The following is a 14,207-nucleotide window of genomic DNA, read 5'->3' as shown; positions in this document are numbered from 1 at the left end:
CACGGGAGATCTCTGGGACAGCGGAGGACCTATTGGTCCGTAACGGCGTGATTCACCTATCCCGTAGAGCCTAGTTCTTTCATGTGGATACTCGGCAGCGAAGCTGCGCGAAGAGAACGCAGGGCAGTACTCCAGGCTGAAGATCATGACTGCGGCTACTCTTGTGTAGCCGCAGTCCTCAGCATGCAAGCTGGGTTTGTGCATCCACGAGAACTAAAGGAATCTTACGGAGAGAGTGGTAGGGGGCTGTCGCTCAGTTCGATTGTAAGGATGCTGCGAGATCGTGGAGCGATTTGCGACCCAATTGCTTTTGACCCCAGGCGGTCAGACCCTCCCGTGCCATCTATAGCCCTCATCGAGGGCGGGCACTTTGTCTACCTTGATAGGCTCATCGGCAAGGGCCGTATACGGGTTTTTGATCCGCAGAAGGGCTGGCGCACCGAGAGCAAGTCCAAGCTGGCGTTCCGGCTTGAGGGCGTTGCGGCGCATGTGCGGCGCGCGCCTGAGTCGCGAGACGAGGGCTCAAGGCAATGCGCATCTTGGTTCGACTTTCTTCCAAAGAGGATTCTCTCAAGACTGACGGTCGCTGCGGTTCTCTGTGCGTCGCTCTCGCAGCTGGTTATGATCCTGCTTCCTAAAATCTCTTCGTCGGTTGTAGATACTGCAGCGCTTGCTGGACAGCCAATCGCTATATCAGGTGCCGCAGTCATTTACGCTGTAGTGGCAGTTATAGCGGTTTCCCTTGAGGCGACCGCCTCTTACGCCCTGGCATTAGTGCGAAGGAGGTTCAATTCGGAGCTCTCAGATAGAGTTTTCGTGAACCTGCTACGCGACCAGAATCCCAAGACCCCGCGAGCACCCTCCTCGCTGCTGACCAAGGCGTCGGCGGCGCTCAGAGTTCAAGACCTGATAGTGAGTGTATCGCTTCAGGGGACGTTCTCGACGCTAGCCTTAATAGCGTCAGTAAGCTTGATGACGACAATGTCGCTGACGCTCACGGCAATTACATTGGTCGCCCTGACTGCGGCCGTGCTGATTGATAGGGCTTTTCTTGCTTCGTTCACGAGTGCTGCTGACTACGCACACCAAGCTGGAGCGTCCCTGAGGTCGCTCCAACTTGATCTATACGGATCACTGAGAGCTATTCGGCGTCTTGGCTCAAGCTCTAGAGCTAGGTCGAAGTATAGGCGGGCCACCAGGGCTTTGGGGAACGCGCAGATACAAGAGCTGAAGGTCGAGGGAGCGAGGTCATCTCTACAGCTTGGGTTGTCACTCATAGATCGATTCTTGTTTGCAGCTTTGGGTGCATACATGTTCTCGCAAGAAGTGCTCACGATGGGCGAGTTCGTCTCCCTCGGTCTATATCGAGAGATGGCACGGTCCTCTATGAGCCGATTGCTCGATATATGGCGTCGGGCGAGATCGCTGTCTTCTCAGCGGCTTATGGTTGCTGACTTGGTTTCCGGCGAGTGCAAAGTAGCTGAGCGTGGCTTGATGATCGATCGAGGGGACGTCGAATTAGTTGACGTGACGTTTAGCTACTCTGCCTTTGACGCGCCAGTGATACAGAATCTCAATCTCAACATTGATAGCGGCAGTTTCACGATAGTGAAAGGCGCTTCTGGATGCGGGAAATCAACACTTCTTCAGTTAATCTCTGGAGAGCTAGTCGCTACGAAAGGGCGAATCACAGTCGGAGGAATTGACGCCAAGCTATGCCCTTCTGGGGTCGGTGCTGTACTAGGGTCTGATCGTCTCATCAGCGCCTCGGTTGCCGAGAACATCTCGATGTTCCGAAAGGGCGTGACCCGCGAAGATATTCAGGCGGCAGCCCAGCTGGTGGGGCTTATGGACGTGCTTGAGTCATTGCCAGGTGGAATTGAAGCCCAGGTCTCGGAGTCATCCCTGACAATTTCCGCAGGGCAGCGTCAACGAATCCTGCTGGCGCGCGCCCTATGCGTCCCCGCGCACCTCTATATCTTAGATGAAGCTACGAACAATCTCGATTCGGCGCTGGAGATGAAGATAGCCAAAGTCCTAAGATCTCTGGGGGCGACTGTCATCCTGGTGTCGCATCGTGACACCCTGCACGAACTGGCAGATACCGTGGTGTCTCTTTCGGATGGATTCAACAGGTATGCGAAGCAAGGCTTAATGGAGACTGCATGAGCAAGAAAGTAGTCGTTATCCTAATCGTTCTTTCGTTAATCGCGCTGGGATACCTTGCAAGCGGCGTATTTAAGGGGAATCAGCCATTCTCGGAACGGAACTCGTTCGACTCCGCGGCGCTAAAGAAAGGCGCTGTCAATCAGGGTTCGGCTGTCCAGCCCGAAAGCATCGAGACCATCCAGATTAAGTCGAGGACTCCCCTTCCAAGTCGCGATGCTCCGCTGCGCGATGTCTACAGTTCACTTAAAGCGGAGTCAGACGCGGGAGACGTGGGTGCGAGTTGTCGCTTGGCGTTTGAACTGAATCGTTGTCAGCGACTGAATGAACTTCAGAAGTTGGTAGATCACTATGTTGGAAAGGCCGCAGCCAACAACGCTCCAGAGATTTCCAACCAGAACGCCGAGGTAGCCGCCAGGCTGGAACACTTTGCGTCGTTGGATGGAGCGGTGTGCGCTGGTTTTGAGGTCGGGAATGCGCCTCCTGCATGGAGCGTGCTTCAGCGTGCAGCTAGTTCTGGTCACGTTCCGTCGATGATCCGATTTGCGATACAGCCTCCGTTAGACGAGAAAGCTTTTGCAGCTGATCTGAAGGGTTGGGAGGCGTACGAGAAGTCCGCTGGGAGCTACCTTCTGTCCGCTGCTAAAAAGGGAAGTCCCGAAGCCGCATACTATCTCCACTTGGCGTACTCCGACTTCCCAATGCCAGGTGGTGCAAGAGTGGTTGTTCCAAGCGCTAGAGAGGCGCTGACATATGCAATCATTGCGCAGAACTTCTCTGATGAACGCTCGACGCGAATGCTGCAAAGGAGGATTGAAAAGCTGGAATCTTCTCTAAGTAGTGCCGATACGGCCGAGGCGGCTGCGAAGGCAAGAGCTTTGTTGTCATCTGACTTTCCCGTGGGGAAGCAGAACATGAACTTCCGAGAATCTTTGGTTCCGGATACGGCTGACGAGTGCGAGAAGTGATTCGTCATGGAGGGCGAGGAGGCTGCAGATGCGGAGGAAGCTGGCAGGGAGTAGTAGCTACCGTTCAGAGTGATGCAAGCATCTCCACTAGAGGCTTAGTGGAGTTCAACATGGACTTTGGAGTTCGGCGAAGAAATTCCTCTACAGTCTGTCCAGCTCCAGCTATCTTGGAATGAAGTGCGCTGGTAAGCAGCTCCTTTAATCGCATGACGTCCTCGCGGGCGTGGGGGCCTCCTGTCGACGGTACGAACTCCGCGATGTGTATCCTCGACCGCGTTAGGCGATTGAGTAGTTGGACAGGGATATCTACAAGAGCCGCCGCCTCCTCGGGCTGCAGTCCAACTGAAGCTGAAGGACGCAGCCTTAGTATTTCCTCACGCACCACGACCATTCGATTGCCGATGCCCTTTCCCCAAGTGAAGAGCTTGAGGCGGGTCGCCCATCTGACATAGTCGTCGTCACAGTCCGTCAGAGAGCCTGCTTTGTCGGCTAGGACCCATTTTCTGTCGAAGGCCTCCGAGCCTCGCAGCGCTTCCTCGCGTCGCAGCGCCGCCTCTGGTGATCTCGGTCCACGTTGGACTTCACTCTTGGGTCTGAACTTCCGTCGCTCGGCGAGGAATGCATCAATCCTGCCCGCCAAGAACGAAAGTCCAGTTGTCTTGATCAGTCCGGCGTGATGCACCTTGAACCAACGGAAGGCCGCTGCCGGCACATATTCATCCGGCGCAACAGGTCTGCCCCTCAATGTTCCATGAAATAGGTCAACCCCCTGCTCTAGCTGCAGTAGCGCGATGGCGACGACATGCATAGCTCTCTGCTCACGAGTCAGCAGCTTGTCCTCGCCCAAGCCTCGACAGTGCTGCACCACGAACTTGTGCATCGCATTGATGAGGTTCAGGAACTCGTTGAGACTCGTGCCCTCAAAGGCGGAGAACTCTCGGGGTGCTGTGGCGATACATGTGTCATTGAACAGCTTCGCTCTCATGGCGGCGAAGAGGGTAGCTACCTCTATGCTGCACGGTGGCGCGGACGGATGTTCGGAAACCGGAGCCCCGCATTTGCAGCGATCCGTGCCCGGCCGGTTCATCCGATAGCCTGAGCCACACTGCAGGCATTCGTTAACTAGAGCAGCTCTATGAACCGGGCAGTGGGTAAGTAGCGAAAGATGCCAGCTCGCATCATGGATGCCATCCATGTGTATGCAGACCGGGCAGATCTTGTGATGGTGGAAGCTCACATGTCGCCCCGATAGGCGCTGCTCCTTCAAGTAGTAGGAGTGATCCTCTGCCTTGCGGATAGCGATCCGCCCATACGTGGATTCATCCTTGACCGTCAGCGCGGAGAGAACTGACGCCGTTCCTCCCAGCGCCTGACGTGTGAGGTCCAAGCCGATGCCGCCCAGAAACATAGTGGGTGAGTCGTATGAATTTGCGTCGCACAACCTTAGGGCGTAGCCGATAGCCGCCTCCCGGGGGTCGGGAAGCGGCGTGACGACTAGGGGTCGAACCAGATCGGTTGCGTGGATCTCCGAGATCAAGCTCATGTCAGCGCCCGATTCAACTCGGCCCTTAGCTGCTTCTTGGTCAAGGGTTTAGGCGGGGCCTCTTTTCTAGGCCTATGCATGGATCCCAGATGCAGCTCTTCGTCCTCCTGATCTTTGGGCGGCCTCTGCGCCAAGTACATGGCGATACCGCAGAGCCGCTGCTGTTCGTCAGGGGAAAGGGAGCCAAAGAATGGCCCGCCATCCATGGGGATTTCGCCCGCATACCAAATGGCTTCCTGAAAAGCGGCATCAAGGTGCGACAGCGAGATCTCGGTCCGGTCCTCCCAGATCGCATCTTTCACTGCCTGGTCCAGGATGCGCCACAGCAGACCGAGACGACCGCCGCATGCGATGAACAAGCGAAGCGAGAGCTCTTCTGATGTCAGGTCTGGGACAACGAAAGGTGCCATGGAGCTGTAGACGCCGCGAAGCACCGAGCGGAAGACCTTCCTGGACCGTGCATCGGTCCAGTCGTGTACGGGGATCTCGATGGTGCGGCTGAATCGCGTGCGCAGTTGTTCCCAATGCCGAACAATCCGACTGGAGCTTGGCAAGCCGACACATACGACGCTCAAAGTGCCCATCTCAGCAAGCTCTTTGAGCCAGTTAGTGGTGAGACTGAGCGACCTGTTCTGGTTCTTGTCCACGAGTTCCTGGAACTCGTCAAGAATCACCATCTTGCAGCCGACCTTGACGAGCAGCTTCTTGAGTCGTGCCGTCTTCTTGTTGACTGGCCCCTCGGCGTACTTGGGGTCTCCGAGTGCCTCAAGCAACGCTTCAACGACGCCGGTGATGGTGCCCTGTGAAGGTACTTGGACGTAGATCACCTCCTTGCGTATTCCGGTTGGAGTTCGTTCGGCTGGGAACTTCATCTCGAACTGGCGGAATATGTAGGATTTGCCAGCTTTTGAATGACCGACAAAATGCTTGAAGGCGGGTGTACACGTGGTGCCCACTTCTTTCAGCACTCGATCCAAGATATCGTGTGATTCGACGAATATGGGTGTCTCGACCCTCAACATAGCCATCTTGCTCAGGTGGAGCGTGAGGTCAGTGGTGGGCTGTGGCGGAACAGTAAGAACGTGGTTCATGCGGCGGCATCCTGTGTGTAAGGCACGGCAACGGTGACGGCGAGGTCTAGAAGATCGTCGTCAGGAGCGACTGAAGGGTTGTGAGGCGAGTGCGTGGCGTTCTGTTCCGCAGGCCGCGCTGCGGCCCCGCTCTTCCGCTTGGCTGACGAGGTTGGCCGTGCGGATGTGGTAGTGGACTTGGAATCATTCTGCTTCCGCATGGTGCGGGCGCGGCCTTGCGCTGCGCGGCTCTTGCGGCGATTCACCACCATGTCCTCTTCAATCATCTCGACGATCTTCAGCTTCGCGTCGCGCAGGCTGACGCGATCCTCGCCCTTCTCAGACAGGTACCTGGCGTACTCCTTGCACTTGGTGTGTTGCCAGCGGGTCAGGCCGCTCGCGTAGTCCTCATCAATCGCCGGCACCTTGATGTAGTCGCCAGTCTCGGGATGTACGACATACAGATAGCCCACGTCCTCATCGTTGGTGATGATGTCGACCGTGATCCGTTCACCCAACTGCTGCCGCATAACACCGAGCTCGGCGCAGTTGTAGTAAAGCGAATCCTTCAAGATGCCTTCGTGGCCAGCAACGCGCGTCTCCGGCTTCCCGAATGCTGCATCCACCCATTGGGCCGAGTCGGGAAGATGACGGTCCACCTTATCGATAAGGCTCTCCCACTTCTGGGCAGGTGTCTTCCTGATCGAGGAGTGCTTGCTCTGGTGATAGATATCCACTATCCAGAGATTAATTACCCGTTTCAACGTCTCTAAGGAAATGGCGGCATGCTTAGAGCTATCGTAGTCTCCCCGCTGGAAGATGGAGGAGAACGTTTTCCCGGGGATAATTGCGATAAGGTCCGTCTGGATTGTACGGAAGAAACGCTCGATCTTGCCTTTGAACCAGGGCTGGCGCCGAGGGCAGGTCTGGATCGTTATGCCGAACTGGCCTGCCGCATAGTCCAAACTTGAGCCGTGGAACTCGACACCGTTATCCACCACCAGGGTGCGCATGATTCCCCAAGTGGGCCACGGGTTAGCAACGTCATTCAACTCAACCTTGGGAAGAAGTGCATGGCGGATGGCCCTCATCACCGTAAGGCTGCTAGGCGCATCAAAGCTTAGAGAGAAGCCTAAGATCATGCGTGTGCACGCGTCGATAATTGCGGTCAGCCAAGGCCGCCCCAAAGGTAGGCCGGTCTCCATGTCAACCACGAAGAGATCGAGGCGGCAGTGGTCCATTTCGGCCCGCTGGAGAGGAAGTTCAGCAGAAGCTCCTCTCCCCGTGCTACGGAACTTCATGTTCGCGGCCGGCTCGCCCTTCTGAGCGGCATATCTCTCATACGCAGGGATCGTATTGATGTACCGACGAAGCTGCTCATAACTGACATGCTTGAGCTGCTCAGCCGGCGTTAGCATCAGGTTTGTGTCATCAATCAGACCGTTGATGTTCTCCTGCACTGACTTGATGTTGCCGTGCTCCGGCTTGAGGTAGTTGTCACGAACGCAGTCCTCCATCAGATCTTTGACCTTCTGCGGGATGCGGTCTCGGTGGCCCTTTAATGCATGCCGATCAAGAAGTGCGGCGATATCGTTCCCTGAGTCGCGATAACGCTTGATCCATTTGGCTACGGTACTGGCCGAAGGGCATACAGGCATCAGCTCGCGATCGGCAGTTTTCAGGTTCAGCCAAGTGAGTTGAATTAGAGGCGCCAAGCTCTTTTGCGTGCAGGGGAAGTGTGCAAGCTTCTTGACAAAGTGCAGTCGCAGGGTAGCGAGCCTTCTGAGCTCTGGTGAAACGGACGCCAGCATGGCAGCGCTCATGACGCGCGCGCGTGCACGCATGTCAGCGTCAACATCGATGATGTTTCGGAAGACAAAGCTACCCTTGTGGTACAAGTCCAAAGCTTCGTTCAGTGTTAGCTCCTGCCTGCGTGCCGACCGCGCATCTTCGAACTCGATTCGCTCCTTATCGAGCAGTCGGGTGATGTGTTGCCGTTGGCCATCCAGATCGAACCGTTGGCCGACCTTGAAGAGTCCTATGCCCATAGCCAGCCCTCCTCATGTTGGGAGGTGTAGGCCATGGTGTCCAAGCCGATCGGACGGGACAGGTCCACACTGATGCGACCCTCCATGATCTGGCGAGCCAGTGACCGTGCGATAGCGACTCGTCCCCAGCCCAGATCAGCCAGCGATACGCCGTCTAGCGCCTGTTGATGAACCAGCAGGGCCTGGAGGTCCGTGATGGCAGTACGTCCACGAGACAACAGGGACCAAGCATTGGCCAGACGAGCAGTAGAAGGCAGGCCGACCTCGGTCACCAACCGATACGCGATGCCCAGGGGCGCCAGCAGCGTGCTCAAGTGCTGGGTGCGCTCCAGAACCGACGCATCTACGTCACGCGCGAATTTCACTTCGATGAAGGCTCGCGACCCGCGGTGAAGCACCGCGAAGTCCGGATAGTGGCGGGCCCAGCCGCCGTAAGGCGTCGCATATTCCATGAGCACAGGCTGCTCGGCGTAGGCGCCCACGGTGGGACAGGCATCCAGCTGCAGCGCGACTTGCTCCTCAAGGGCAGATTCGAGGTGAACGCTTCGAGCCAGCTTCCAGCTGCTGAACCGGTAGATGGCCCGCATGGCGCCTCGGCTGAGCACGTTGCGTGCCCGCACCTCCCCCACGGGGGGCCACCACCAGGTGATCAGGGCATCGTGAAGGTCGGGGGCCGGCCAGCGGGGTAGGACCACAGGAAAGCTTGGACGCGGTATGCCCAAGTCAGGGGTAAACAGGGTCATCGGATCATCCTTAGTGCCGCATGGCGGCACAGGTAAAGGAAAGATCCGGGCACGACGGCTCACCCCGTTGACAGGCGGCGGCCGCGCAGTCCAGAATCGCCAAGAAGCCCGCCAAAGCTTTTGTTAGCGATTCCGGAAGGCCAGACGAAAGTCTGGCTTTCTGCGTTTCTGGCCCGGAGAGTGTGTAAGCCTCTATGTGGGTCAGTTCATGGGGTGTTCTCCGGTGGGGTTTGGGTGGAGAGTGTCTGGGCGGCGGCCTCGGTACGAGCAATCCAGAGGGCGACCTCTTTGGTAGCGGCACACCAGCCCTTCCGGCCGCCCTGTTGGAACAAGGCCACGGGGGCACCATGGCGGCGCACCGCCTGCCTGAATGCTCCGGAAGAAGGGTGGCCGAGCAGCTTGCTCAGCGGCAGGCCACTGAGCACGGGTCCGAACTCGGTCAGTAGCCAGCGTTCCAGTTCCTGGCCGCGCGCGGCAATGTCTTTGTCAGGCAACAACCGACTGTCCTGCATCGTGCGATATAGGCACGATAGGGAAAGACATCCGCGCGCGGGGCCGAAACTTGTACAGAATTTATCGGGAAGACGCCCCGTGCTATGTGGTAACGCCTATCCCGTTGCCCCAGGCGCTCAAGGGCAAGAAGCGTTGGGGAGAGGGGGTGCGCCCATGCGTAGGCAAGGCGGTCTTCTGCGAAGCCGCCATGAAAGCGGGCGTGTGGGAGCCGGACCGGCTGGACCTAGTGCTACGCAAAGCAGCGGGTGGGACCCATCCCACCAACGGCACGATGCGCAATCTACGCAACGGCCACGGTCCCAGCTGGATCACGGTCTCCAGTATTGAGCAGGGCCGCCCGGACATAGACGCCATCTACTGGGGGAACCACCCGATCTTCCACATGCTCGATTGCACCGAGCATGACGCCAGGTTCGGTGCGGTCATGACCTATGCGGTGGACTCGGTATGGGGGCGCGTGCGGGAGCGCTTCTGGCCCTGGGCCCATAGTGGCAGCGAGCCTGGCTCGGGAAACCCCAACATCGAGATCATCCAGGACACGGGTGTCATCGAAGAAGCCTTTTCAGATCCGCACTTCAGCGAGATGCGAGCGCACGATCGATTTGTGTTCGCGATGGCGTGCTACTTCATCGCAAAACGTGCGCGCAAGCCTAAGGTAGCCAGGCACGCAGCCGATATTACAAGGCAGGAATTCATGTTCGCTGCCATGAACCAACCGCAGCTGCTGGTGAGTTGGCGCACACTCCAAGAGGAGGTGGCCAAGAAGATCTGGGATGTCGAGGGGATCGGCGGTCGACTCAGGCCCATTTTTACAGTCCCGGACGGCATCACTGAGAAGTTTCTTAGTGAATGGTTTCCAGAGCAGGTGCTGGTCATGGCCGAGGCGAACGAGACTGAAGCTCTATCAAGAGAGACGACGAAAACGTTGGACGCGGTGAGGGGTTAGGCTTTGGAGGATGAGTCGCAACACCCTAAGGGTCGTTCGAAAGAAAGCGTTCGAGGAGGAGACATGGAGTCGGGATTTGTTGCGCGTGCTACTGCTGTAGCACAGGCGATCTGCTGGTGGGGGGGGCTATTTGGAGGTGGCTTGCTGCTAGCGCATTTCTACAAGATCGGTTACCTGCCGCGCTTTGACTTGACCAGTTTGATGGGAACGATCGCAGGAGTCGCCGGCTTGGGCTTCATGTTTCTGTTGACCATGTCGATGCTGCTGATCCTTCCAGGTCTTGTCCTGCAGATGAGCGACGAGGCCGGGGTCATCGAAAAGATGCCAAGACGTGTACCCGCAGATTCACCAGATCGGAAAGCTGTACTAGGGAAACGCAAAGCACTGTTGGTTGACTGGGCGATCGGCAGTTTCGCAGCGGTGGCTGCGATGGCGGCATTCGTCGCATGTGACCCACCCGGCTGGTTGGTCTCTGGCTTGGTCTGGGGGTCGATGATCTTATGGCTACTTATATGGATGCTTACAGAGGTCTTCGGTCTTGGCGCTTTGAAGCAGGCGCGATGGTGGGTTCGTTTCCACTTCTTTATCAGCTTCCTGCTGTTTGGTACCGTGTCGTTCACTTTCCTATACTCCTTGGGAAACGTTGGGCAGGAAGCGGGCAGTCTGCTTAACATTGGGACTATTCTGGCAATAGTGCTACTGGTCCAGTGTGCTGTGTATTTCAGTCAGGGCGATCCGCTCAAAGTGCGGGTGGCTATGGTTGGATGCTTGGCACTGATGTTGCTCGTAGCAAGCTCGCTTTCCAACTTCTATAGCGAGCGGATTAGTACCTTCTTCCGCTTTGGCATGATGAGCAATGTGGAGTTGATCATCACCGAGAAGGGCTGTGCAATCCTCGATGCTGCGGTGGCCGCAAAGGTTCGATGCAAGGACCCCAAGTCTGTTGATGGGGTGCGTTCAACCGGGCCCGTGGATATCTGGACAAGGGTTGGGGCTGACACCTTACTTTCTGCGCCGAACACCTTAGGTAGCAAGGAGAGCGTGCGTGTTCTTCTACCCAATGAGGAGGTGCTCTCTGTGCGATGGAGTGCTGCAGGCAAAGCTGCTGGCAAGCCAGCGCCGTAGCGCTCTACCGAACACTTGGGCGGCCAAGACTGCTAGAAAGGCTTGTGTGCCTCGGTCATAAGGCCGACATCCATCAATGTTTCTCGGCGGCTCTTGACATGCGTCACGTCAGATCGCTGGGCCGGGCCAGACATCGGCTGGTTGACCGGCCCCAGGCGATCTAAGATCGAGCCGTATCAAGGGGATAGCCAATCAACGGTTCGATATGGACAAATCACACAGCCGGGCTATTGGGTTGCTATGTTACTTAGGGGGAGACGATCGTGCACCAGCCAAAGATCCTAGATGAAACATCACTAGAGCCAGGCGATGTACTGCTCAGTTACGGTACTGAGATGATGGATCATCGGGGCTGCGAGACTGGATACTCTCACGCGGCGATCTATCTGGGGTCAGGAGATATTCTGGAATCAGATGCAGAAGGAGTAAAAAAGAGTTCAGTAGAAAATGTCTTGCTTGCCTACGACCACATCGCAGTCATGCGCGCAGAGAGTACATGGTCTCCTGAGCGCGTTGAATCACTTAGGGAATTTGCTTCTCGACACATTGGGAAGAAGTTCAATGTGCGCGCACTGCCAAGGATTGAAATGCTGAAGCAAATGAACATTGAAGGGTCATACCAGCAGATTGTTGATCATTTTGCTAAGCGTGGTACGCCGGTCGAAACTGACAGGGAAACCTACTTCTGCTCGGAGCTCGTCGTATCAGCATTCATCCATGCCGGAATAATTGAACAGGGAGCGGCAATATTGTTCAAACCAGAGACCCTATTTCCAATCGATATAGCAAAGGACAAGGTTTTTGGGTTCTTCGTCGGCTATATTCCAAAAAACTCTCGATACGTTCTCGACGCCAACGATTGGTTCCAATCAAACATCTGAACTCGCTCACTTAGGCCGAGTTCACCTCGCGGGTCGGATTCGCTTAGGTGTTAGGTTCAAGACTAGACATGACAGGCTATTCAATAGTGATTTCTTTGGTTGGAACTGTAATCACTGCACTGATCGCTGCGTTGATGGGATTCTGGCTCGCTAAGATTCGATTCAAGCATGATCAACTCTGGCAAGAGAAGAACATCACTTACAAGCGCGTTCTCGGTTCGATAGAGGCAATACGCTTTTGGGGCGAAGAGGTGGCATCAAGTAGCCGCTTCCTGCCAACCGTTGAATGGTATGACGGGAAGTCTGCCCATCAGTTCTACGGAGAGGCGCTCCGGGAGATATCCAAGCAATCCGTGATCGGCAAGGTCTTACTCTCGTCAGACTTCGTAGACGCACTCACTGAGCTTATGGTTGAGATATTCCGCGAAAAGCATGAGGCTATGGAGGAGCGCGACGAGGATCCTTCCTACGATGATATTGCTCTTGGAAGCCACGCCGCTGCGGTGCGGGATCTTGTGGATGCGCATCTTCCAAAACTCATTAGTTTGGCCCGCAAAGATCTCGGGGCCTAACAGTTTATGCGAGCCAATGCCGTTTTGCGGTGAAGGTTCGTCTCAGGTGTTCAGTGCTCGCTTCTGGCCGGCAGCGGACGTCATCCTCAGGATGGCGGCTATCGGCCAGAAGCGGACGTGTCGCGCCTACAGGTACTTCGCCTTCAGCCAAAGAGCGCCCTCGACAGCGAAGACGATAGTCCCGAGGTACATCAGGCACCCAAGTGCTCATGCAAAGTGATGGAGAGAACTGCGCCGAGGACGAAAAGCAATATCCCCGCCACCAGCCCCTTCTTCCTCCATGGAGACGCTGGGCTCATACGACTGGCTGCTTTGGGTCGAAAGCGGCCGGTTGAAGGCCGCTTTCGTAGGCGCGCTACGCCTCGGTCTGCTCTGCTAGCGATAGGGCATCATCCACCTCAACCCCCAGGTAGCGGACGGTCCTCTCTATCTTGCTGTGTCCCAGCAGCAGTTGGACGGCCCGTAGATTCTTGGTCCGTTGATAGATAAGTGATGCCTTGGTGCGACGCATGGAGTGCGTCCCGTAGCTCACTGGATCAAGACCGATGCTAACCACCCAAGCCTTCACCAAGCGGGCGTATTGGCGTGTAGAAAGGTGGGATGAGCCTCGTCGCCTGCCGGGAAAGAGGTGATCGTCGAGGCCAAGCTTCTGACTATCGATCCAAGCGCCCAAAGCGTCTCTAGTCTGCGGCGTGATCTCGAACTGCACAGGACGCTTCGTCTTGCGTTGGATGACGCATCCTCGTGAGCCAATGTGCGCGCCATGTGCAACATTACGGACCCGTAGCCCGACCAGATCGCATGCCCGCAGCTTGCTGTCGATGGCGAGGTCAAAGAGCGCCAACTGCCGGCTATCGCCCTTGAGCTGAAGCCTGACTCGAATCGACCAGATTTCCTTGAGCTTTAGGGGCGCCTTCTGCCCGACCAGCTTACCTAGGTTCCAGGCAGGGCGTGCCGCTGAGGGGCCAGAACTTCGCTTCATAGCTTTCTCCAATCCCGAGATGGGAGGGAGAGGCTCTTGTTGCCTTCGTGTCGCCCTAGTTAAGAGGTGCTAGGCGGACATCTTACCCGCTCTCGACCCAAAGCGGCCATCGAACGGCCGCTTTCGACCCAAAGCGGACATTACCATCCGCAGATTCGCCGTAGCCGCGCAATATCGCGATTCGGAGGCAACCCAAACTTGCTTGCATAGTCTCTAGAGAACTGAGTTTCGCTGCGATAGCCAACAAATCTCGCAATGTCTTTAGCAGTTCCCCTGCCCGTCGCTAGTAGCGTACGGGCTCGAATGAGCCTGGTCTGCTTCTGATAGTGCAGCGGACTTGTTCCAAAGAGCTCTCTGAAGCTGCGATGCAGCACGGCAGGTGTCGCGGAGACGAACTTGCCAAGCTCTGACAGTCGAAGGGGTCGTGCGTAGTTCGACTCAATCCATTTGGCGACCAACTGTGCCCGAGCATGCGCTGAGTCAGAGGGAAAACGAGCAAACAGCGACCATCCAACTGGGCTCTGAAGGATGCGGAACAGGAGCTCCCGCTCGTACAGTGGAGACAGCATCGGAGCGTGTTGAGGTTGCTCGGAACTCTGAAGCAGCCGAATCAGTGCATCGACGATCTCTGGTGTCGCCAGTGCCACAGC

At 56.6% G+C, this 14,207-nt stretch carries 13 protein-coding genes; 6 read left to right on the top strand and 7 right to left on the bottom strand.

Annotated elements, in window-relative coordinates; translation table 11 throughout:
- The first annotated feature begins 81 nt into the window (after nucleotides 1–81).
- Both AC23D6_RS18930 and AC23D6_RS18925 read left to right on the top strand, forming a co-directional pair.
- The gene (locus AC23D6_RS18930; RefSeq protein WP_487750743.1) at nucleotides 82–2,169 is read left to right on the top strand and encodes an ATP-binding cassette domain-containing protein; all 2,088 of its coding nucleotides are present in this window, start codon (nucleotides 82–84) and stop codon (nucleotides 2,167–2,169) included.
- The gene (locus AC23D6_RS18925; protein ID WP_487750742.1) at nucleotides 2,166–3,134 is read left to right on the top strand and encodes a hypothetical protein; all 969 of its coding nucleotides are present in this window, start codon (nucleotides 2,166–2,168) and stop codon (nucleotides 3,132–3,134) included. The genes AC23D6_RS18930 and AC23D6_RS18925 overlap by 4 nt, the downstream gene beginning before the upstream one ends.
- A gap of 64 nt (nucleotides 3,135–3,198) precedes the next feature.
- Here the strand turns inward: AC23D6_RS18925 and AC23D6_RS18920 are convergent, their stop codons facing one another.
- From AC23D6_RS18920 to AC23D6_RS18900, 5 genes are all read right to left on the bottom strand, one after another.
- Nucleotides 3,199–4,677 (bottom strand): TniQ family protein, encoded by a 1,479-nt coding sequence (locus tag AC23D6_RS18920; protein ID WP_487750741.1) that lies wholly within the window; start codon nucleotides 4,675–4,677, stop codon nucleotides 3,199–3,201.
- The gene (locus tag AC23D6_RS18915) at nucleotides 4,674–5,768 is read right to left on the bottom strand and encodes a TniB family NTP-binding protein (RefSeq protein ID WP_487750740.1); all 1,095 of its coding nucleotides are present in this window, start codon (nucleotides 5,766–5,768) and stop codon (nucleotides 4,674–4,676) included. The genes AC23D6_RS18920 and AC23D6_RS18915 overlap by 4 nt, the downstream gene beginning before the upstream one ends.
- On the bottom strand, nucleotides 5,765–7,795 hold the full coding sequence (locus AC23D6_RS18910; RefSeq protein WP_487750739.1) for a hypothetical protein: 2,031 nt from the start codon (nucleotides 7,793–7,795) through the stop codon (nucleotides 5,765–5,767). The genes AC23D6_RS18915 and AC23D6_RS18910 overlap by 4 nt, the downstream gene beginning before the upstream one ends.
- Nucleotides 7,786–8,538, bottom strand: coding sequence for a TnsA endonuclease N-terminal domain-containing protein (locus tag AC23D6_RS18905; protein ID WP_487750738.1), 753 nt, complete (start codon nucleotides 8,536–8,538; stop codon nucleotides 7,786–7,788). Before AC23D6_RS18905 ends, AC23D6_RS18910 begins: the two co-directional genes overlap by 10 nt.
- A 206-nt stretch (nucleotides 8,539–8,744) precedes the next feature.
- Nucleotides 8,745–9,032: a hypothetical protein gene (locus AC23D6_RS18900; RefSeq protein ID WP_487750737.1), complete on the bottom strand. Its 288-nt coding sequence runs from the start codon at nucleotides 9,030–9,032 to the stop codon at nucleotides 8,745–8,747.
- 122 nt (nucleotides 9,033–9,154) lie between these two features.
- On the opposite strand from AC23D6_RS18900, the gene AC23D6_RS18895 reads away from it, so the two are divergent.
- The 4 genes from AC23D6_RS18895 to AC23D6_RS18880 all read left to right on the top strand — a co-directional run bounded on the left by AC23D6_RS18895 (nucleotide 9,155) and on the right by AC23D6_RS18880 (nucleotide 12,575).
- Nucleotides 9,155–9,997, top strand: a complete 843-nt coding sequence (locus AC23D6_RS18895) for a hypothetical protein (RefSeq protein WP_487750736.1) — start codon at nucleotides 9,155–9,157, stop codon at nucleotides 9,995–9,997.
- A gap of 63 nt (nucleotides 9,998–10,060) precedes the next feature.
- Nucleotides 10,061–11,122, top strand: a complete 1,062-nt coding sequence (locus tag AC23D6_RS18890) for a hypothetical protein (RefSeq protein WP_487750735.1) — start codon at nucleotides 10,061–10,063, stop codon at nucleotides 11,120–11,122.
- A gap of 263 nt (nucleotides 11,123–11,385) precedes the next feature.
- Complete coding sequence (locus tag AC23D6_RS18885) at nucleotides 11,386–12,003, top strand: YiiX/YebB-like N1pC/P60 family cysteine hydrolase (protein WP_487750734.1); 618 nt, start codon at nucleotides 11,386–11,388, stop codon at nucleotides 12,001–12,003.
- A gap of 68 nt (nucleotides 12,004–12,071) precedes the next feature.
- Complete coding sequence (locus AC23D6_RS18880; protein ID WP_487750733.1) at nucleotides 12,072–12,575, top strand: hypothetical protein; 504 nt, start codon at nucleotides 12,072–12,074, stop codon at nucleotides 12,573–12,575.
- Between the two features lie 355 nt (nucleotides 12,576–12,930).
- Here the strand turns inward: AC23D6_RS18880 and AC23D6_RS18875 are convergent, their stop codons facing one another.
- Together AC23D6_RS18875 and AC23D6_RS18870 are read right to left on the bottom strand one after the other, a co-directional pair.
- Nucleotides 12,931–13,557 carry a tyrosine-type recombinase/integrase gene (locus AC23D6_RS18875; RefSeq protein ID WP_487750732.1) on the bottom strand — a complete coding sequence of 209 codons (627 nt, stop codon included), beginning with the start codon at nucleotides 13,555–13,557 and terminating at the stop codon, nucleotides 12,931–12,933.
- A 140-nt stretch (nucleotides 13,558–13,697) separates the two neighbouring features.
- Nucleotides 13,698–14,204: a helix-turn-helix transcriptional regulator gene (locus tag AC23D6_RS18870; RefSeq protein ID WP_487752685.1), complete on the bottom strand. Its 507-nt coding sequence runs from the start codon at nucleotides 14,202–14,204 to the stop codon at nucleotides 13,698–13,700.
- Between the last annotated feature and the right edge of the window lie 3 nt (nucleotides 14,205–14,207).

It is taken from the genome of Pseudoxanthomonas sp. G3 (genome assembly GCF_057654715.1).
Note: the sequence above shows the minus strand (reverse complement) of the source record. Positions and strands in the feature narration are given on the sequence as shown.